This is a genomic window from Stenotrophomonas sp. TWI169 (assembly GCF_039674705.1).
GTDB classification, from domain to species: Bacteria; Pseudomonadota; Gammaproteobacteria; order Xanthomonadales; family Xanthomonadaceae; genus Stenotrophomonas; species Stenotrophomonas maltophilia_P.
In genome coordinates, this window is sequence record NZ_JBDJOB010000004.1 from 94,204 (window position 1) to 114,361 (window position 20,158).

The following is a 20,158-nucleotide window of genomic DNA, read 5'->3' on the forward strand; positions in this document are numbered from 1 at the left end:
ATGCGGCGGGGCGCCGCATCCCCCGCCTGCTTTGTTGCGCTGGATCATGCGCCTGTTGCGCGGGTGCGTGTACCGTAGGCGCATGAGCACCTACCACCTGCAGTCAGTGTTCCGCCCGCAGTCGGTCGCAGTGATCGGCGGCAGTCCGCGCGAGCGCTCGGCCGGCCGCGCGGTGATGCGCAACCTGCGCGGTACGGGCTTCCCCGGCAAGGTGGCGTGGATCAACCCGCGCCATGCCGAAATCGATGGCATCCGCACGGTGAAGCGGCTGAAGGATCTGGACTGGGTGCCGGATCTCGTGGTGATCACCGCGCCAGCCGCCATCGTGCCGCAGGTGGTGCGTACCGCGGCCGAGCGGGGCGTGCAGGCGGCGATCATCCTCACCGCGCATCTGGGGGATGGCCCGGGTTCACTGTCGGCGCAGGTGGAGGCCGTGGCCCGCCGGCACGGTCTGCGCATCCTGGGCCCGCATTGCCTGGGTGTGATCGCGCCGCACGCACGGCTCAACGCCAGCATCGCCGCACACTTCCCGCAGGCTGGCGATCTTGCGTTGATATCCGAATCCTCGGCGATTGCCGCGGCGCTGGTGGAATGGGGCGTGGCGCGTTCGGTGGGTTTCTCCGCCGTGGTCTCCCTGGGCGATACGCTGGACGTCGACTTCGGCGATCTGCTGGACTATTTCGCCACCGATTACCGCACGCGCGCCATCCTGCTCTACGTCGAACAGATCAAGGACGCGCGCAAATTCATGTCGGCGGCGCGTGCGGCCGCGCGCGCCAAGCCCGTGGTGGTGGTGAAGTCCGGCCGCAGCGAGCGCGTGCAGCCTGGCAGCCGCGATACCCATGTGCAGGCGCTTGCACGAGCCGACGATGTCTACGGCGCCGCGTTCAACCGCGCCGGCCTGCTGCGCGTGGGTGCCCTGGACGAGCTGTTCACCGCCGCAGAGACCCTGGGCCGGCTGGGTACCTTCCCGGGCCGTCGGCTGGCCATCCTCAGCAATGGGGGCGGCGTCGGCCGGCTGGCCGTGGACCAGCTGGCCGCGCTGCGCGGAACCCTGGCGAACCTGTCCGACAGCACGGTCGAAAAGCTCGATGCGGTGCTGCCGCAGGGCTGGTCGCGCAGCAATCCAGTGGATATCGTGGTGGATGCCGATGGTGATCGCTATGCCGCGGCCATCGAGGCCCTGCTGGCCGACAACGAGAACGATGCGGTGATGGTGGTCAACGTACCGACGGCGTTCACCTCCTCGGCCGACGCCGCGCAGGCGCTGACCCGCACGCTCGGCCTGCGCCCGCGCCACCATCGCGACAAGCCGGTGTTCGCCGTGTGGCTGGGCAACGACGACCAGGCCACCGCCACGCTCAATGCGGCGCGCGTGCCGACCTATCCCACCGAAGCCGAAGCGGTACGTGGCTTCCAGCACCTGGTGCGCTATCGGGAAGCGCAGAACGCACTGATGGAAACCCCGCCGAGCCTGCCGCAGGACTTCAGCGTGGATGCGGCCGCGGCGCGCACGCTGGTCGAGGCCGCGCTGGCCAACGGCCAGCAGTGGCTGGACCCGTTGGCCACGCACGAGCTGCTGAAGGCCTATGGCATTCCCTCCGCGCCGGTGATGCATGCGCGCGACGCGCACGAGGCCATGGATCTGGCGCAGCCGCTGCTGGAGCGGGGTGCGACCGTCGCCTTGAAGATCCTGTCACCGGACATCCCGCACAAGTCCGAAGTGGACGGCGTGCGCCTGAACCTGTCGACGCTGCCGGCGGTGCAGGCTGCGGCCAAGGCGATCCTGTCGCGTGCACGCCAGCTGCGCCCGGATGCACGCATCGACGGTCTGCTGGTGCAGCCGACCATCGTCCGCCCGAAAGCGCGTGAACTGATCGTGGGCATCGCCGATGACGCGACCTTCGGCCCGGTGATCGTGGTCGGTCGCGGCGGCACGGCGGTGGAGGTGATCAACGACAAGGCACTGGCCTTGCCGCCGCTGGATCTGCGCCTGGCCCACGAGCTGATCGGGCGTACCCGTGCGTCGCGGATCCTCAAGGCCTATGGCGATGTTCCCGCTGCCGATGAGCGCGCACTGGCCCTGGCGCTGGTGAAACTGGCGCAGCTGGCCGCCGACATTCCGGAAGTGCGCACGCTGGATATCAATCCGCTGCTGGTCGATGGCAAGGGCATTCTCGCTCTCGATGCACGCGTCGCCATCGCGCCTTCGCGCATCCTGCACAAGGGTCGCGGCCATCCGCGCTTCTCGGTGTTCCCGTATCCGAAGGAGTGGGAGCGCACCATCGAGCTGTCCGATGGCGGTCACGCCTTCGTGCGCCCGGTGCGCCCCGAGGACGACGCGCTGTTCCGCGCGTTCTTTGCCCGGGTCAGCGACGAGGATCTGCGCCTGCGCTTCTTCCAGTCGGTGAAGCACTTCAGCCACGAGTTCATCGCCCGTCTGACCCAGCTCGACTATGCGCGCTCGATCGCGCTGGTGGCCATCGAACCGCGCAGCGGCGAGATGCTCGGCGCCGTGCGCCTGCACGCGGATGCGGATTATCACCGCGGCGAGTACGGCATCCTGATCCGCTCCGACCTGAAGGGCCATGGCATCGGCTGGCGCCTGATGGCGATCATGATCGAGTATGCGAAGTGGCTGGGGCTGCACGTGGTCGAGGGACAGGTGCTGCGCGAGAACAGCACCATGCTGGCGATGTGCCAGAGCCTGGGCTTCAAGACCCGGCTGGACCCGGACGACCCGACGGTGATGATGGTGACCCTGCCGGTGCAGCAGGTGGACGTTCCCGAGGTGCCGCCGGTGGCGTGAGCATCACCTCATCGGCGGCGTCGTAACGCCGAAGTGATCGTGGCATACCGTCCGTGCGGTTGCGACAATACGGGCCATGACTGACCGCATCCCCTTGCTGCTGCTCCCCGGCCTGCTCAACGATGCCGAGCTGTGGCGCGCGCAGCTGGCCGACCTGGCCGATATCGCCGAGTGCAGCGTGGGCGACCAGACCCGCGGCGCGACCCTGCAGGCGGTGGCCGAGGATGTGCTGGCGCAGGCACCTGCGCGCTTCGCGCTGGCCGGGTTCTCGCTGGGAGGCTTCGTTGCCCAGCAGATCCTGCGCGTCGCACCGGAGCGGGTGCTGCGGCTGGCGCTGATCGACACCTCGATCCACGCCGATTCGCCGGAGCGCGCCGAGCAGCGTCGCAGCCAGCGCGCCAGCGTGCGCCTGCCCGGGAAGTTTCATGGATTCGGTGACGCCCTGATGCGCAGCTACATCGATGCCTCGCGGCTGGACGACTATGTACTGGTGCAGCGCGTGCGCGACATGACGGCGCGTCTTGGCGCGGAGGTGTTCCTGCGACAGAGCGCGCTGGAACGTCGTGACGGCCACGATGTGCTGGCCGGATATCGCGATCCGCTGCTGATCGTGTGCGGTGCCAACGACCGCATCACGCCATTGGCGGTGAGCGAGGAGATGCACGCGCTGGTACCGCACTCGCAGCTGGTGGTGGTGCCCGACTGCGGGCACCTGGCGCCGATGGAGAAGCCGGATGAGGTCAGTGCGGCGATGCGCGGGTGGCTGCTGCAGGACTGAAGGGCCCGCCGGGCATGGCCCGGCGCTACCTGTGGCGATCCGGTAGCGCCGGAGCGCGCCCGGCGGCCCCATCGCCATCGTCCGGTAGCGCCGGGCCGTGCCCGGCGGCTTCGGCTCAGTCCCAGGCCGGCGCGATGCCTTCCGGATTGGCCAGCCGATGCCCGCGGTCGAGCCTGGCAATCTGTGCCATGTCCTCCTCGGTCAAACGGATGGCCGCCGCTTCCAGATTGGAGGCCAGGTTCTCGCGCCGGGTCGAGGACGGAATCACCGCAAAGCCCTGCTGCAGTGCCCATGCCAGTGCGATCTGTGCCGGCGTGGCCTGGTGGCGGCCGGCGATGGCCTGGATCACCGGGTCCTTGATGACTTCGCCATAGGCCAGGCTCATGTAGGCGGTGACAGGGATGCCGTTTTCCTGCAGGAACTTCACCAGCAGGCGATTCTGCAGGTAGGGATGGATCTCGACCTGATTGGTGGCGATGGCGTCGGCGCCGAGGATGCCGATTGCCTTGCGCGTCTGCGCGATGGTGAAGTTGGAGATGCCGATCTCCCTGGTGAGGCCCTGCGCCCTGGCTTCGGCCAGCGCCGGCAGGTACTCCTCCATCGGCACGTCGACCTTGTCGTTCGGTGAGGGCCAGTGGATCAGCGCCAGGTCGACATGGTCGGTGCGCAGCTTCTTCAGGCTGTCGTGCAGGCTGGCCAGCAGCGCATCGCGCTTGAACTCGGTGATCCAGACCTTGGTGGTCAGGTAGATCTCGTCACGCGGCACGCCGGATTCGGCGATGGCCTCGCCGACCTCGGCCTCGTTGTCGTAGATCTGCGCGGTATCGATGGCGCGGTAACCGACGTCCAGTGCGTTGCGTACCGAGTCGATCACAGTCTGGCCTTTCAGGCGGAAGGTGCCGAGACCGAAAGCGGGGACAGTCATGGGGGAACTCCAGCTAATGGGGGGAAGGGCGCGGTAGATCCGCACAAGGGTAGGGCAGGGCCTGCATGCATGCCGGCAACGGTGCATTGCGCAGGCGTGGAGATGCGTCGGTAGTGAGCGGCGTCGTATCAGTGTGCGGTGATCGCGGTGCCCTCGGCGCGGTCGTCGATGCCGTCCCGACGGTCCAGGCGGCCGCTGAGCACGGTCAATGCATAGGCACCCACCACCACCAGCGCGCCCAGCCACGGCGTATGCATCAGGCCGACGTTCTCCACCACCAGGCCGCCCAGCGATGCGCCCAGGGCGATGCCGATGTTGAATGCAGCGATGTTCAGTCCGGATGCCACGTCGGTGGCCTGCGGCGCATAGCGCTGCGCCTGCTTGACCACATAGACCTGCAGTCCGGGCACGTTGCCGAAGGCCACCGCACCCAGGGCCAGCACCGTCAGCAACATCAACACCGTGTTGTAGGCGGTGAAGGTGAGCGCCAACAGGACCATGGCCAGCAGGGCGAAGATGCGCCTGAGCGCCGGAACCGGACCCATGCGGTCGGCCATGCGGCCGCCCCACAGATTGCCGATCGCCACCGACACGCCATACACCAGCAGTACCAGGCTGACCGCGTTGGCCGAGAAGCCGGTGACGTCCTGCAGGATGGGCGCCAGGTAGGTGAAGGCCAGGAACGTGCCGCCGTAGCCCAGTGCCGTCATCGCGTAGACCAGCAGCAGGCGCGGCTGGGCCAGCACGGCCAGCTGCTGGCGGAAGCGGGCGGGCGCGCTCTGCGGCACAGTGCGCGGCACGAACAGCGCCGCGCCGACCAGGGCGATCACACCCAGGCCGGCCACGGCCAGGAAGGTCGCGCGCCAGCCCAGGTGCTGGCCGATGAAGGTGCCCAGCGGCACGCCGGTCACCAGTGCGACGGTCAGCCCGGTGAACATGATCGCGATCGCGCTGGCGGCCTTTTCTTTCGGCACCACCGCCGTGGCGATGATCGAGCCGATCGAGAAGAACACGCCATGGGCGAGGCCGGTCAGGATGCGGGCGACAATCAGCGAGGCGTAGCCCGGTGCCATCCAGGCGATGACGTTGCCCAGCGTGAACAGCGCCATCAGTGCCACCAGCAGGGTCTTGCGCGGCACGCGGCCGGTCAGCGCGGTCAGCACCGGCGCGCCGATGGCTACGCCCAGGGCGTACAGCGAGACCAGCAGGCCGGCCGAAGGCAGGCTGACCTGCAGGTCGGCGGCGATGGTCGGAATCAGGCCGACGATGACGAATTCGGTGGTGCCGATGGCGAAGGCGCCCAGGGTCAGCGCCAGCAGGGCGAGAGGAATGCCGCGGATCATGGCGGGCTCCGGAGGAAGGAAGGCGCGCAGTGTGCGCGGCCCACCTTTGCCGAAAAACCGGTCTTCACGCCAATCACTCTTGCCTGGTGGTCAATAATGGCGCCATGAAGACCACCCTCGATGAAATGCAGGCCTTTCTGGCCGTGATCGACAGCGGTTCGATCAGTGCCGCCGCCGAGCAGCTGGGTCAGACCCCTTCCGGGGTGAGCCGGGCGCTGGGGCGGCTGGAGGACAAGCTGGGCACCACCCTGCTGACCCGTACCACGCGCCGGCTGCACCTGACCGCCGAAGGCGAGGCCTACCTGCGCCATGCACGGGCGATCATCGACGCGGTGGAGTCGGCAGAAGAGCAGATGGCGGCGCGCCGCGAGCGCCCGGCTGGACGCCTGCGGGTGGATGCGGCCATGCCGTTCGTGCTGCACGTGATCGTCCCCCTGGTGGCGGACTACCGCGCGCGATACCCGGAGGTGCAGCTGGAGTTGAACAGTTCCGAACGCTACATCGACCTGCTGGAACGACGCACCGACGTGGCCATCCGCATCGGCCCACTGGCCGACTCAACGCTGCACGCGCGCTCGCTGGGCCGCTGCCGGCTGCAGCTGCTGGCCAGCCCGGGCTACCTGGCCGAGCACGGTGAACCGGCCAGCGTGGCGGCGCTGGGTCAGCACACGCTGCTGGGATTCAATGAACCCGAATCGCTGAACCGCTGGCCCGTGCCGGGCGACGCCGACGGCCAGCTGCTGGTACGGCCGGACATCGCCGTATCCAGCGGCGAGACCCTGCGCCGGTTGGCGGTGGAAGGGGTGGGCATCACCTGCCTGTCGGACTTCGTCACCGAACGCGACCGTGCTGCCGGCACGCTGGTGCCGGTACTGGCTGCACAGACGCTGGATGTCTACCAGCCGATCCACGCCGTGTACTACCGCAACACGGCGGTCTCGGCGCGAATCAGCTCGTTCCTGGACCATCTCGGTGACGCGATGGTGCAGTCGGATTACCTGCGCTAGGCATGCCACGCTCGCCGGGCATGGCCCGGCGTTACCTGCGCGTTCCGCAGAGCCGGACCCATGCTCGGCTGCACAGGGTCCATGCAGTCCTTCAGGCCGCGCGCGCCAGCGCATCGCCGCTCGCCGCGGGGGGCGACAGATCGAACACATCCACCGCGTCCATCAACCGGTCCGCCTGCTGCTCCAGGCTGCGCGCGGCGGCGCTGGCCTCTTCCACCAGCGCGGCATTCTGCTGGGTCGCGCCGTCCATCTGCACCACGGTCTGGTTGACCTGTTCGATGCCTGCACTCTGTTCCTGCGACGCGGCGGAGATCTCGGCCATGATGTCGGTCACGCGCTGCACCGAGGCGACGATCTCGGCCATGGTCATGCCCGCCTGGCGCACGCGTTGTGCGCCATCGGCCACCTGGTCCACCGAGGTATCGATCAGCGTCTTGATCTCCTTGGCCGCATTGGCTGAACGCTGCGCCAGCGTACGCACCTCACTGGCCACCACGGCGAAGCCCCGGCCCTGCTCACCGGCACGCGCAGCCTCCACCGCTGCGTTCAACGCCAGGATATTGGTCTGGAAGGCGATGCCATCGATCACGCTGATGATGTCGGCGATCTGCCGCGAAGAAGCTTCGATCGCCCCCATCGTCGCCACCACCTGCGTGACCACCTCGCCCCCCTGCGAGGCAACCTCGTGCGCGCCGATCGCAAGCTGGTTGGCCTGGCGTGCGTGCTCGGCGTTCTGGCGCACGGTGGAGGTCAGTTCCTCCATCGATGCTGCCGTCTCCTCCAGGTTGGCAGCCTGCTGCTCGGTGCGGCGCGACAGGTCGTTGTTGCCGGCGGCGATCTCGGCGGCCGCGGCATGGATGCTGCCCGAAGTGTGCTTGATGTCGGTGACGATGGTGGCCAGCTGCGCCGCAGTCGTGTTGGCATCGCCAGCGATGCGGGCGAACACGCCCTGGAAGCTGCCGTGCATGCGCGCGCCAAGCCGGCCATCGGCAATCGCGCGCAGCATCGTTGAGACCTCGCCGAGATTCTGCTCGGTGGTCTGCATGAGCTGGTTCAGGCCCTCCACCATCGCGCGGAAGTCATGCTCGAAGCGCGCGCTGTCACCGCGCTGGCTGAAATCGCCGGCCGCAGCGGCGGCGGCAAGGCGGCGGATCTCGCCGTTGATGGTGCCAAGGTTGGCCTTGGCAGTATCCAGCGCTTCGGTGATGACGGCCTTCTCGCCTGGCAGGCGCTCCATGTCCTCGCTGAGATCGCCCACCGCATAGCGGCCCATGATCGTGATCGCGCGCATCTTCACCCGGATGTGCGCGTCGACCAGCGCGTTGCTGTCGGCCACCATGGTTCCGAATGCGCCAGGGAAGGCGCTGGCATCCATGCGATAGCTGATCGAGCCGGCGTCATGCGCCTTCGCCATTGCCGCCTGCGCCTCGAGCACGCCGCCCACCGTGGCCTGCACGGCCTGCATGGCCTGCGCCAGCCGGCCCACTTCATCGCGGCTGCGAACCTGCACGACGTGCTGCAGGTCGCCAGCGGCCACGGCGCGCGCAGCCGCCTCCACCGCCAGCACCGGTTGCACCACCGCGCGGCGCAGCCACCAGGCCAGGCCCATCAGCAGCAGCGCAGCGGCGACCACGGTCAGCACCGCGCACAGCAGCAGCATCTGCCTTGCCTGCTGCGCGCGCGTGGCCACCGCGGCCTCGGCCACCCGGGTGGCCTGCGTGCTCAGCGCGTCCAGCGATGCGGCCACCGCGCGGTCCTTGCCCCGCACCAGGGTATCGCCGGCAGTGGCATCGTAGCCGGCAGCAGCAAACGCCTGCAGGGCAGCGTGATAGTCCTTCTGCAGCTGCGCGTGCAGGCCAGCGAAGGCGAGGGCGAGCTCGCGCGTACGCGAATCGGGGCTGCTGGCCAGCCCGCGTGCCAGTCCATCGACGATTCTGCCTTCGCTGTCGAATGCATCCAGATGACGCTGGCGCAGGACCGGATCGTGGCCCCGCAGCAGCACGTTCTTCCATTCCTGCACCTGGCCACGGAACTCGCGCTGCAGGCGTTCGGCATCGCGGCCATGGGCGACTTCGGCAGGCACCTCGGCAGACAGCTTCAGCCAGGCCGACGCCAGGCCGGCCAAGGCACACAGCAGGATGACGGCGAGGCCAAGGGATACGGCGCCGAGCAGCTTCGTCTGCAGTCGCGGCGCATGGGGAGAGGCATTCATGGGGCGAGATCTCGGAAGGGGGGCGATGCGGTATCGACCTGATCTCGCGTGCTCTGAAGTGCGATAAGGATCACATTATCGTTTCGTTCAACGAGGTGAAGGAAATGTTTCACAGGACAGATGTGTCCATATGGAACGAAACAGGACGCTCGACAGGGGATATAAATGTAACTATTTTTGTTACATGAAATCCTCGAACCCGCTTTCCGACGCGCTGCACGTGATGGCCCATCTGGTGGGCCAGCAGGGGCCGCGCACCTCCGAACAGCTGGCCATGTGCCTGCCGACCCATCCGGTGGTGATCCGCCGGCTGCTGGCGCAGATGCACAAGGCCGGGCTGGTGCGCAGCACACGCGGGCACGGCGGTGGCAGCCAGCTGGCGCGCGATGCCACCCGCATCACCCTGCACGACATCTACCTGGCGGTCGGCGCACCGCCGCTGGTGCAGATCGGCACACGCGGCGCAGGTCGTGGCTGCCCGATCCAGCAACTGGTCGATTCGGCGCTGCTCGATGGTGCCCGCGAAGCGCAGCGATTGCTGGAACACCGCCTGCAGTCCACCACGCTCGACCAGCTCGGCGCGGAGTTCGCGCGCCACCTCGCCCATCACCGCTCCCTGGAAGGACACCATGAATCCTGAAGTGATCATCGTCGGCGGCAGTTACGCCGGCATCGCCGCGGGCCTGATCCTGGCCCGCGCACGCCGCGCGGTTACCGTCATCGACGCCGGCCTGCCCCGCAACCGTGCGGCCAGCCATTCGCATGGCGTCCTCGGCCTGGACGGCATCAGTGGTGCCGAGCTGTTGAAGACGGCGCGCCAGCAGCTGCTGGACTATCCCAGCGTGCGCTGGATCCATGCCGAGGCCGCGCACGCCACCGCCAGCCCCGACGGTGTCGAGGTCCGCACCGCGGATGGCCAGGTGCTGGCCGCACGCAAGCTGCTGCTGGCCAGTGGCATCAGTGACCAGCTGCCGGACCTGCCCGGCCTGGCCGAGCGCTGGGGCAGCACCGTGCTGCATTGTCCCTACTGCCATGGCTACGAAGTCGGCGGCGGAGCGATCGGCGTGCTCGGCGGCCATCCGATGTCGGCCGGCAAGGCACCGCTGTTCGCCGACTGGGGCAATGTCACCTTCTTCAGCCAGGCGGGGGAGATCAGTGAGGAGGAACGCGTGGCCATGCAGCAGCGTGGCGTGCAGATCGAGATCTCGCCGGTGATTGCCGTGCAGGGCGACCAGCCGACCTGGCTGGAAGTGGAACTGGCCGATGGCCGTCGCATCGCCCAGCGCGCGCTGTTCGTTCCAGCCACCCAGGCGATGGCCACGCCGCTGGTGCAGCAGCTGGGCTGCGCGCTGGTCGAAAGCCCGCTGGGCGTGCTGATCGAGGTGGACGCGATGAAGCAGACCTCGGTGCCGAACGTGTACGCCGCAGGCGACGCGACCACGGTCGGCAATATCACCCTGGCCGCCGCCGAAGGGGTGCGTGCCGGGATCGGCGTGCATCACGCGCTGGTCAGCGAAGACAGCATCGGGTGACGGAAAGGGCCGGATTCCGCTCTCTTGAACGACATCCGGCCCGCCCCATCAGCCTTTGACGCACAGCACCTGGCGCAGTGTGTGGACCACGTCCACCAGGTCGAGCTGGGCGGCCATCACATCGTCGATCGACTTGTACGCCGCCGGCGATTCATCCAGCACGCCGCTGTCCTTGCGGCATTCCACATGCGCGGTCGCCTCGCGGTGCTGGGCCAGGGTGATCCGCTCGCGTGCCGTGCCGCGGCTCATCACCCGGCCTGCGCCGTGGCTGCAGCTGTGGAAACTGTCTGCATTGCCCTTGCCACGCACGATGTAGCTGCGCGTGCCCATGCTGCCGGGGATGATGCCCAGCTCGCCCTGGCGTGCACTGACCGCACCCTTGCGGGTGACCAGCAGTTCCTGCCCGGCGTGCGTTTCCTTCTGCACGTAGTTGTGGTGGCAGTTGACGGCCATCGCCGCCAGCCGGAACGGCGGCAGCCGATGCCGCATCTCGGCCAGCACGCGCGCCATCATCGCCTCGCGATTGTGCCGCGCGTAGTCCTGCGCCCAGGACACCGCTTCCACGTAGTCGTCGAACAGCGGCTCGCCTTCCATGAAGAAGGCCAGGTCCTTGTCAGGCAGATGGAAACCGAGCACGCGGCGCTCCAGCTCGCGACGCGCCTGCTCGATGAAGTACGTGCCGATCAGGTTCCCGGTGCCACGCGAGCCGCTGTGCAGCATTACCCACACGGCATCCGTTTCATCCAGGCACAGCTCGATGAAGTGGTTGCCACCTCCCAGCGTGCCCAGCTGGCGATCGAGCTTGTCGGTGCGGATCCGGCGATGCCTGTCCTTGATCTTCTCCAGGCCAGCGGCCAGGCCGGACTGCACCAGCCGCGTGTGGATGCTGTCGGGCATGCGCTGATGCTCGCCACCGCGACCGTTGCCGACCGGGATGCTGCGCTCGATGCTGTTGCGCAGCTGCCGCAGGTCATCGGGCAGGTCGTTGGCCTGCAGCGTCGTGCGCACCGCGGCCATGCCGCAGCCGATGTCCACGCCCACCGCCGCCGGAATGATCGCCCCGCGGGTCGGGATCACCGAGCCGACGGTCGCGCCCTTTCCCAGGTGCACGTCCGGCATCACGGCCACCCAGGGCCCGACGAATGGAATGGCGGCGATGTTGCGCAGCTGCTCATGGGCCTGCGCTTCCAGCGGCACGCCGTTCACCCAGCCCTTGATCGGCGTGGTGCCCTCGGCATGCAGCCATTGATAGGTGTGTTGTGTATCCATGTTGCAATCCATCTCCATGATGGGCCGGCGGCGCGTCCCTGCGCCGCCCCAGCCCCCTACTTCATCGTCACCAGCTGCTTCAGCACGCCATCCAGGCCGCCGAACACGGTGAGCTTGTCGATCTTCTCGGTGACCTTCTCCAGCGCCTCCAGCTCCTTCAACCGCATCAGCACCGGGTTGTCCTCGATCAGCCTGGCGGTATTGAGCTGCGAGCGGGTGGCGTTGGCCTCCTCGCGGCGGCGGATCACGCTGGCCTGTGCCTGCTTCTCGGCCAGCACCACGCCGTTGAGGATCTCCTTCATCTCGCCCGGCAGGATCACGTCCTTGATGCCGACACCCAGCAGCTGCACACCGTGGCCCTCGATCGCGGCCCGCACGTGCGCGGCGATCTCACCGTCCAGCGCCACCTTCTCGCCCAGCAGCTCATCCAGGCTGCGCGTGGCGATCGCCTGGCGCAGGCCGAACTGCAGCTGCCGGTAGATGAACTCGTCGGCGTTGCTGAGCGTGCGGTGTGCACGCACCGGGTCGACCACCTGCACGGTCGCGGCCAGGTTCACCCGCAGGGTCACCTTGTCGCGGCTGAGCAGCTCCTGGCCGGACACGTCGAGCGAACGCGCGCGCAGTTCGACGCGCTCCACCGACACGTTGCCGTTGAAATTCCAGAACGCGTGCAGTCCGGCATCCAGGGTCTGTCGCAGCGTACCGTCGACGAACAGCAGGCCGACCGATTCGCTCGGCACGGTGCTGATCACCGCCACGCGCGGCAGTACGCCCAGCTGGCCCAGGTGCTGCTGCACGTCGGCCGGCACGCGCGGTTCGTCACCCAGGGCCATCACGCGCACCTCGGTGTCGACCGAACCCCGCCAGTAAAGATGGCGGCTGCCAGGCGGCAGGACATCGTCGATACGGCCATTGCGCAGCAGCAGACCCACCTGTGCAGCGCCGATATCGGCCAGCACGAAGTGTTCGTGCAGCTGTGCTCCCAGCGCGTCGATCAGGCTGTCCTGGTCGCTGCCGTTGTAGGCGCTGCCCTTCGATGCGTTGTGCACGGTCACCTGCGGCGAGCCGCCGAACCGCGACAGGCGGTGCACGCCCGGCAGCAGCACCTGCTGGAAACGACGGTTGCGATACACCAGGCCGCGCTCGCCGTCGCCGATCACGACCTTGATGGTCCAGAACATGGGAGTCTCTCCTTGTATGGCTCTGGTGGTTCGACCCGATGGAAATCCGTCGCCGTGACCCGGGCCGATCAGGTCGTGGCGAGGCGGCCTGCACACCCGTGCAGGCCGCGGAAGAGGGCGGCCACCGGTGGACGGTCCGCGCGCGGAGCCTTCGGTGCGCCGGCAGTACCGCCATGGGCGCCGCCGGCAGGCAGCACCGGGGTGGACCAGGGCGGGCAGTGACGGCGGACCGGGGCCCGGCGTGCGGTCCGTTGCTTCCACTTCTCCGCCCGAAGGCGATGTCCGTGGATGGCGACGATGGCCGCTGGGACGTGCGTCCCGGGTGTTGCTTCAAGTCATGACGTGACAGGTCATGTGGTTTGGAGTGGGAATTGAACCCACGACAGACGGACTCAGGATCCGTTGCTCTGACCAGGCTGAGCTATCCAGTTGGGAACCGCGCGGAATCGAACCGCGTGCCGGCGAACCGGCGCCTGCGACCAGCAGGCGATCCAGGCGAGGGCATGTCCGCGACCTCCGGCATACGCTACGGCAGCGCCGCGCGCACCAGCCCGCCATTGAAGCGGGACCGTTGGAAAATCGAGGGTGCAGGCCATCGACATTATCGGCGGGCGATAATGTTGTGAGGCGATGCAGATAATGTCCGGGCACGGCCGCCCGCGCGAAGATAAACTCCGGCGTGCAGGTAATGGCCGATCAGTGTGCGGCGGAATGCCGCGCGGGGTGCAGTTCTGGCATCGCGGGTCCTTGTGCCGACGCAAACGAAAACGCCCCCGGGACATGCGTTCCGAGGGCGTCGTCAAGCCTCGGAGATCGGGGTGGCCGATCTCCGCAGGGCGGGTATCAGGCCGTTGTGGGCAGTGCTTCCTTGCCGGACGCGCGCGCCAGCACATCCATGCGCAGGCATGGCAGCAGTGTGGCGATGGCGGAGAAATGCGCGTTCAAGGGAAACATCCAGGCGGGTGTTGAAACGAGGTGCGCACGATAAACCACGATTTAGTCGTGCGCAACCATTTTGTTGAATTATTTTCTTCCGCCCGATGCCGGCGACCGCCCCCGGCCAATCTCAGCCTTCCGCGCTTGCCGCGTCCAGCTGCGCGACATCCTGCACGCTCAGCGATACATTCGCCGCGGCCAGCAGGTCGTGCAGCTGTTCGGCGCTGGTGGCGCTGACGATCGGCGCGGTGATCGACGGCCGTGCGATCTGCCATGCCAGTGCGATCTGTGCCGGGCTGGCAGTGTGCTTGCTGGCCACGTCATCCAGCGCTTCCAGGATGCGCAGGCCGCGCGGGTTGAGATAACGCTTCACCACGTTCTCGCCCCGCGCCGGGCTTTTGCCCGCATCGGCTGCCGTGCGGTACTTGCCGCTCAGGAAGCCGCTGGCCAGTGCGTAATAGCCGATCACGCCGATCTGCTCGCGCTGCACCAGCGGTTCCAGCGCGGTCTCGTAGCCGGCGCGGTCGTAGAGGTTGTACTCCGGCTGCAGGGTTTCGTAACGCGGCAGCTTGTAATCGGTGGATACCTTCAGCGCATCGGCCAGGCGGGTGGCGCTGTAGTTGGAGGCACCGATGGCGCGCACCTTGCCGGCTTCGATCAGGCGACCGAACGCGGCCAGCGTGGCTTCCAGCGGTGTCGACTCATCATCCTCGTGGGCCTGGTACAGATCGATCACATCGGTCTGCAGGCGACGCAGCGAGTCTTCCACCGCCGCATTGATGTTGTCCGGGGTCAGCCCTGGGCGTTCGGCCCATTTGCCGACCTTGGTCGCCAGCACCACCTTCTCGCGCTTGCCGCTGCGGGCGAACCACCTGCCGATCAGCGTCTCCGATTCGCCGCCTGCATTGCCGGGCACCCAGGCCGAGTACACGTCGGCGGTGTCGACCAGGTTGAAGCCGGCGTCGACGAAGGCATCGAGCAGGGCGAAGCTGGCCTTCTCGTCGGCGCTCCAGCCGAACACGTTGCCTCCGAAGGCGAGCGGACGTACATGCAGGCCGGAACGGCCCAGTTCACGGGTTGCCGTCATGGGCACGGTCTCCTTGGGGGAAGTGCTCCAGAATAGAACGCGTTGTGTTACCGCGCTGCGGCGCTGACCACAAAACAGTGTTCCGCGACGGGCGCGCGGCTAACGATTTGTGAACACCTGGCACGCGGTGACTGCTAGTCTCGCCGCATCATTCCGCTGGAGTCGCCCCGATGATGCCTGCTTCGTCCCTGCGTGGTTGCCGCCTGTTGCTTGCTTCCGCCCTGCTTGCTGCCGTGCCCGCGTACGCTGCGCCGACCTTGGTGGCGCCGGCGCAGATCCAGGTATCGCCCGCCATCGACGCTGCGGTGAAGGCGTCGACCCGTGATCCGGCCAACGTCAAGCGTGATGGCTACCGTCATCCGGCACAGTCGCTGGCCTTCTTCTCGGTGGCACCGGAGAAGACCGTCATCGAAATCACTCCGGGCAACGGTTGGTATTCGGAAATCCTCGCGCCGCTGCTGCATGACAAGGGCCGGTACGTGGCAGCCGTGGTCGACCCGATGGCGGTGGCAGAAGGTCGTGGCCGCGACTACCAGCAGCGCAGCCGCGATGGCCTGGAAAAGAAGTTCGCCGGTGCGCCGGCACAGTTCGGCAAAGCAGTCGTGGTCGCCTACGATCCGGCCAAGCCGGTGTTCGGACCGGCCAACTCGGCCGATGTGGTGCTGACCTTCCGCAACGTGCACAACTGGCGCAAGGCCGGCCAGGCGCAGGGCATGTTCCAGGGCTTCTTCAACGTGCTCAAGCCGGGCGGCGTGCTGGGCGTGGTGGAGCACCGCGCCAAGGCCGATGTGGCCGACGATGATGACACTGGTTATGTCGGCCAGCAGCAGGTGATCGCCTTGGCCGAGGCCGCCGGCTTCAGGTTGGATGCGCGCAGCGAGATCAATGCCAACCCGCGCGACACCAAGGATCATCCCAACGGCGTGTGGACCCTGCCGCCGACCAACCAGCATGACAAGGCCGACGCCGCGAAGTACCAGGCCATCGGCGAAAGCGATCGCATGACCCTGCGCTTCATCAAGCCCTGAGTCGAAGCCTCGCAGCCGCAAGCGGCAATGGACACACGTGTATCCGCCGGGCCTGGCCCGGCGCGACAGTCAAAGGAGTGAGCGGTTGAAGAAGATCCTGTACATCGTGATCGCAGTACTGGTGCTGGTACGCCTGTTCGACTTCGCCTTCCATGGCGGCAATACCTATGACCTGCTGGGCGCGGTGGGGTTCGCGGTGCTGTTGATCGGCATCCTGCAGGATGAACGCGCGCGCCGTGCGAGCCCGCCATTGGCGTCCCAGCGGCGGCGGGCGGCGACCGCATCGGCCTGTGGCATTGCGCTGGTGCTTGTTTCGTTCCTGCTGAAGTGGAAGGTCTTCGGCTGAGGCGCCCGTGATCGCGATGGCAGCGCCGGGATGGGACAATGCCGCATCCACCGCCTGCCGTGCCTGCGATGCTGATTGTCTTCAACAAGCCGTTCAATGTGCTGTGCCAGTTCACCGATCGCAGCGTCCCGCCGCGCCCGACCCTGGCGGGGTTCGGCCTGCCGCCGCGTGTCTATGCAGCCGGCCGGCTGGATCATGACAGCGAAGGCCTGCTGCTGCTGACCGACAACGGCCCCTTGGCGCACAGGTTGACCGACCCGAAGCACAAGGCCGACAAGACCTACTGGGTGCAGGTGGAAGGCACGCCTGGCGAGGACCAGCTGCAGCGCCTGCGCAGCGGCGTGATCCTCAATGACGGGCCGACCCTGCCGGCGAAGGTCGAACGGCTCGATCCCGCGCCGGAGCTGTGGACGCGCGATCCGCCCGTGCGCTTCCGCAAGACCGTTGCCGATACCTGGCTGGCGATTACGATCCGCGAAGGGCGCAACCGCCAGGTACGGCGGATGACCGCCGCCGTGAACCTGCCCACCCTGCGCCTGGTGCGGGTGGCAATGGGTCCTTACCGGCTGGATGATCTGCGCCCCGGACAGTGGCGGCAGATCGGCTGAAACGAAACGGGCCGGAGATCACCCACAGGAGATCTCCGGCCCGGATGCAGCCGCCTGCCTCAGGCGTCGCTGCCGATATCGCTGTGCTCGTCGACCACGGTGTCGTTGCGGCGGTCGCGGGCACTGATGCGCTGCGCCTGGCCATCGACGACGTGACCATTGGCCGCCTTCTTCTTCTGCTGCTTGCGATACAGGGCATAGCCGAGCAGACCCACACCCACTGCCGCGGCGGCGATGGTCACTGCCGGATTGCGGCGGGCGAACTTGGTGGCAACCTTGCCACCGGTCTTCACTGCGCCCAGTGCGGCTCCCGTCTTGATCCAGTCGCTGGCCTGCGGACCCAGATGGCGCAGGCTGCCGCCGGCACTCTTCAGGCCGTCGCCCGCGGTGTGGGCCAGGTCCAGGGCGCGCTCCAGGGCGCGGTCGGTAATCACGGTCAGTCTGCTCATGCGGGGGTCCTTTGCCTCGGGTCGAAGTCCAGTGTGGCGCGTTGCCCGTAAACGGTATGTCAGTCGGGCAGTCACACGGCGTGACTCTACGCGCTCCATTCAGGATCAGGCAGGATTGCTATGTTCCCCGTGGTTTGGCCCGGTGGGTGGCGGTGGCCGTCCACGGGTCGTCCGGCCAGGGATGGCGGGGATAGCGGCCCTTCATCTCTTTCTTCACCTCGGCATAGGTGTTTTCCCAGAAGTTGCGCAGGTCCTGGGTGACCTGCAGCGGACGACCGCCGGGTGACAGCAGGTGCAGGGTCAGTGGCACGCGCCCATCGGCGATGCGGGGAGTGTCTGCCAGTCCGAACAACTCCTGCAGCTTCACGGCCAGCACCGGTGGCAGCGGTTCGCCGGACTCGCTGTCCAGTGCATAGGTGATGGGCCGCTCCAGCCCGGAGGGCACAGTGATGCGGGTTGGCGCATGCCGCTCCACGAGCTGCCGCTGTGACCATGCCAGGGGCGACTTCAGCGCTTCTGCGAAGCTGGCTTCGTCCAGCGCATCGAGGCGGCTCTTGCCGGCAAACGCAGGCTGCAGCCACTGCGCGCGGGTGGCGAGCAGCGTGGCATCGCTGCAGTCGGGCAGCTCCAGCTCGGGCATCCAGCGACGCAGCGACTCCATCCGTGCCTGCCATTGGCGCAGGGCCTCGGTCCACGGCAGTGCCTGCAGGCCGAGCTCGGCAACAGCCTCGGTCAAGGCGCCGGCCGCGTGTTCCGGGTCGACCCGGCCCGCCGAGCGACTGTCCAGCACGATGCGATCGAAGCGGGTTTCGCGCAGTGCGACCAGCGCACGCCGTTCGCCGTCCCAGCGCACCGTGTCGGTGGTGACGAAGCGCTGCGGGTAGATCCTGCGCAGATGGTCCTCATCGACCGGCGCGGCGCGCAGCAGAAGCGCATCGCGGGCCTCGAAACGCAGTTCGCTGGCGACCAGCCACGGTTCGCCACGCAGATCGCTCAGTTCATGCAGGCGCGCGCTGCGCCCGTTGGCGAGCAGGTAGCGCAGCGGATCGCCCGGATGCTGGAAGCCGATGCGATCGGGAAAAGCGTGCGCCAGCAGATCGCCCAGCGCGTGCGCTTCGATGCTGGCAGGGGGCGCGGCATCGCAGCGCAGCCGACGCCGCCACTGGCGCGCGGCGGCATCAATGGCAGCCAGTCCACCACGACTGGCATCGGCCGGCGCGCGGCCAGCACGGAACGCGGCCAGCGCGCGCCAGCGTGCCGCCAGTGCATCGCCGCCCTGGCGCAGGGGGTCGCGTGCTTCCAGCAGCGCCGCCAGATCGGCCGCCAGCGCCTGTGCGTGCGGGTCAGGGGCGGCGAGCAGCATCGCGGCCATGCGTGGATGGGTACCCAGCGCCAGCACGCGTCGGCCCAAGGCGGTGATCGCGCCCGACTCCGACAACGCGCCCAGGCGGTGCAGCAGCTCGCGCGCCGCACCCATCGGTCCGCTTGGGGGCGGATCGAGAAAGCGCAGGTCGCTGCTGCCCCACGCCGCCAGTTCCAGCGCCAGTCCTGCCAGTTCGACCTGGTCGATCTCGGCACGCCGCTGAGGCTCCAGCCGCTGCGACTGCGGCCACAGGCGCCAGGCCACGCCCTCGGCCACGCGGCCGGCACGACCGGCACGCTGGTCGGCCGAGGCCTGCGCAATGGCCAGCACGTCCAGGCGGGTGAAGCCGCTGTTCGGGTCATAGCGGGGCTCGCGTGCCAGGCCGCTGTCGATCACCACGCGCACGCCGGGCAGGGTCACCGAGGATTCGGCCACGTTGGTGGCCAGCACCACGCGGCGGCGGCCCTCATCTGCGGGTTGCAGCACGCGCGCCTGCTGTTCCACCGGCAGTTCGCCATGCAGTGCCAGGACCTCGGTGTTGCCGCCGATCGATTCCTGCAGACCGGCCTGCACGCGGGCGATCTCCCGCTGGCCAGGCAGGAACACCAGCACGTCGCCCGGGTGCTCGACCAGCGCCTGCTGCACTGCGCGGCGGACCTGCAGTTCCAGCGATTCTTCGCGACGCGCCGGGAAGTGGCTGACGGTCACGGGGTAGCTGCGGCCCTCGCTGCTCAAGCGGGGTGCGTCGAGGAAGCGTGCCAGCCGCTCGCCATCCAGGGTCGCCGACATGACCACCAGCCGCAGGTCGTGGCGCAGCTGTGCCTGTACGTCCAGCGCCAGTGCCAATCCCAGGTCGCCGCTGAGGTGGCGCTCATGGAACTCGTCGAACAGGATCGCGCCCACCTGTTCCAGCAACGGGTCGTCCTGCAGCATGCGGGTCAGGATGCCTTCGGTCACCACCTCGATGCGGGTGCGCGCGGACACCCGGTTCTCGAAGCGGATGCGGTAGCCGACGGTATCGCCGACCTCCTCGCCGAGCTGCCTTGCCATGAACATCGCTGCGCTGCGCGCGGCCACCCGGCGCGGCTCCAGCAGGATGATCCTGCGGCCCTGCAGCCACGGTGCATCGAGCAGCGCCAGCGGTACCTGGGTGGTCTTGCCGGCGCCCGGTGGTGCCTCCAGCACGAGCCGTGGCTGTGCGGCCAGATGCTGCTGGATCTGCGGCAGCAGCGGAGAAATGGGGAAGTGCGGGGCGTTCATGCGCAAAGGATAAGGGGCCACGCTG

General features: G+C 68.0%; 16 protein-coding genes and 1 tRNA gene. 8 read left to right on the top strand and 9 right to left on the bottom strand.

Annotated elements, in window-relative coordinates:
- Positions 1-82 precede the first annotated feature (82 nt).
- Positions 83-2,809 (top strand): bifunctional acetate--CoA ligase family protein/GNAT family N-acetyltransferase, encoded by a 2,727-nt coding sequence (locus tag ABE543_RS04615; RefSeq protein ID WP_111187192.1) that lies wholly within the window; start codon positions 83-85, stop codon positions 2,807-2,809.
- A 76-nt stretch (positions 2,810-2,885) separates the two neighbouring features.
- Entirely contained in the window at positions 2,886-3,587 is a 702-nt protein-coding gene (locus tag ABE543_RS04620) for an alpha/beta hydrolase (RefSeq protein WP_053518111.1), read from the top strand.
- Positions 3,588-3,702: 115 nt separating this feature from the next.
- On the opposite strand, the gene dkgB is transcribed toward ABE543_RS04620, so the two are convergent.
- Entirely contained in the window at positions 3,703-4,512 is an 810-nt protein-coding gene (gene dkgB / locus ABE543_RS04625) for a 2,5-didehydrogluconate reductase DkgB (protein ID WP_164150462.1), read from the bottom strand.
- 128 nt (positions 4,513-4,640) lie between these two features.
- Complete coding sequence (locus ABE543_RS04630; RefSeq protein WP_053518114.1) at positions 4,641-5,855, bottom strand: MFS transporter; 1,215 nt, start codon at positions 5,853-5,855, stop codon at positions 4,641-4,643.
- A 104-nt stretch (positions 5,856-5,959) separates the two neighbouring features.
- Here ABE543_RS04630 and ABE543_RS04635 point away from each other — a divergent pair, with 104 nt between their 5' ends.
- Complete coding sequence (locus ABE543_RS04635) at positions 5,960-6,862, top strand: LysR family transcriptional regulator (protein ID WP_065181435.1); 903 nt, start codon at positions 5,960-5,962, stop codon at positions 6,860-6,862.
- Positions 6,863-6,953: 91 nt separating this feature from the next.
- Here the strand turns inward: ABE543_RS04635 and ABE543_RS04640 are convergent, their stop codons facing one another.
- Positions 6,954-9,074, bottom strand: a complete 2,121-nt coding sequence (locus ABE543_RS04640) for a methyl-accepting chemotaxis protein (protein ID WP_277381196.1) — start codon at positions 9,072-9,074, stop codon at positions 6,954-6,956.
- Between the two features lie 184 nt (positions 9,075-9,258).
- Between ABE543_RS04640 and ABE543_RS04645 the strand changes: the two genes are divergently transcribed.
- Together ABE543_RS04645 and ABE543_RS04650 are read left to right on the top strand one after the other, a co-directional pair.
- A complete protein-coding gene (locus ABE543_RS04645) occupies positions 9,259-9,714 on the top strand; it encodes an Rrf2 family transcriptional regulator (RefSeq protein ID WP_053518119.1) in 456 nt (151 codons plus the stop codon).
- A complete protein-coding gene (locus tag ABE543_RS04650) occupies positions 9,704-10,606 on the top strand; it encodes an NAD(P)/FAD-dependent oxidoreductase (protein ID WP_065174286.1) in 903 nt (300 codons plus the stop codon). The genes ABE543_RS04645 and ABE543_RS04650 overlap by 11 nt, the downstream gene beginning before the upstream one ends.
- A gap of 48 nt (positions 10,607-10,654) precedes the next feature.
- On the opposite strand, the gene ABE543_RS04655 is transcribed toward ABE543_RS04650, so the two are convergent.
- From ABE543_RS04655 to ABE543_RS04670, 4 genes are all read right to left on the bottom strand, one after another.
- A complete protein-coding gene (locus ABE543_RS04655) occupies positions 10,655-11,875 on the bottom strand; it encodes an RtcB family protein (RefSeq protein WP_065181439.1) in 1,221 nt (406 codons plus the stop codon).
- Positions 11,876-11,931: 56 nt separating this feature from the next.
- Positions 11,932-13,056 carry a slipin family protein gene (locus ABE543_RS04660; RefSeq protein ID WP_346475362.1) on the bottom strand — a complete coding sequence of 375 codons (1,125 nt, stop codon included), beginning with the start codon at positions 13,054-13,056 and terminating at the stop codon, positions 11,932-11,934.
- Between the two features lie 355 nt (positions 13,057-13,411).
- Positions 13,412-13,485 (bottom strand) — tRNA-Gln (locus tag ABE543_RS04665).
- A gap of 637 nt (positions 13,486-14,122) precedes the next feature.
- On the bottom strand, positions 14,123-15,079 hold the full coding sequence (locus ABE543_RS04670; RefSeq protein ID WP_262219022.1) for an aldo/keto reductase: 957 nt from the start codon (positions 15,077-15,079) through the stop codon (positions 14,123-14,125).
- Between the two features lie 170 nt (positions 15,080-15,249).
- Between ABE543_RS04670 and ABE543_RS04675 the strand changes: the two genes are divergently transcribed.
- The 3 genes from ABE543_RS04675 (at position 15,250) to ABE543_RS04685 (ending at position 17,061) form a co-directional block, all read left to right on the top strand.
- Positions 15,250-16,107 carry a class I SAM-dependent methyltransferase gene (locus tag ABE543_RS04675; RefSeq protein ID WP_197600232.1) on the top strand — a complete coding sequence of 286 codons (858 nt, stop codon included), beginning with the start codon at positions 15,250-15,252 and terminating at the stop codon, positions 16,105-16,107.
- Positions 16,108-16,192: 85 nt separating this feature from the next.
- On the top strand, positions 16,193-16,453 hold the full coding sequence (locus ABE543_RS04680; protein WP_053518127.1) for a hypothetical protein: 261 nt from the start codon (positions 16,193-16,195) through the stop codon (positions 16,451-16,453).
- Positions 16,454-16,521: 68 nt separating this feature from the next.
- A complete protein-coding gene (locus ABE543_RS04685; protein WP_346475363.1) occupies positions 16,522-17,061 on the top strand; it encodes a pseudouridine synthase in 540 nt (179 codons plus the stop codon).
- 59 nt (positions 17,062-17,120) lie between these two features.
- Here the strand turns inward: ABE543_RS04685 and ABE543_RS04690 are convergent, their stop codons facing one another.
- Complete coding sequence (locus ABE543_RS04690; RefSeq protein ID WP_053519564.1) at positions 17,121-17,510, bottom strand: hypothetical protein; 390 nt, start codon at positions 17,508-17,510, stop codon at positions 17,121-17,123.
- Positions 17,511-17,628: 118 nt separating this feature from the next.
- The gene (gene hrpB, locus ABE543_RS04695) at positions 17,629-20,133 is read right to left on the bottom strand and encodes an ATP-dependent helicase HrpB (protein WP_346475364.1); all 2,505 of its coding nucleotides are present in this window, start codon (positions 20,131-20,133) and stop codon (positions 17,629-17,631) included.
- Positions 20,134-20,158: the final 25 nt, after the last annotated feature.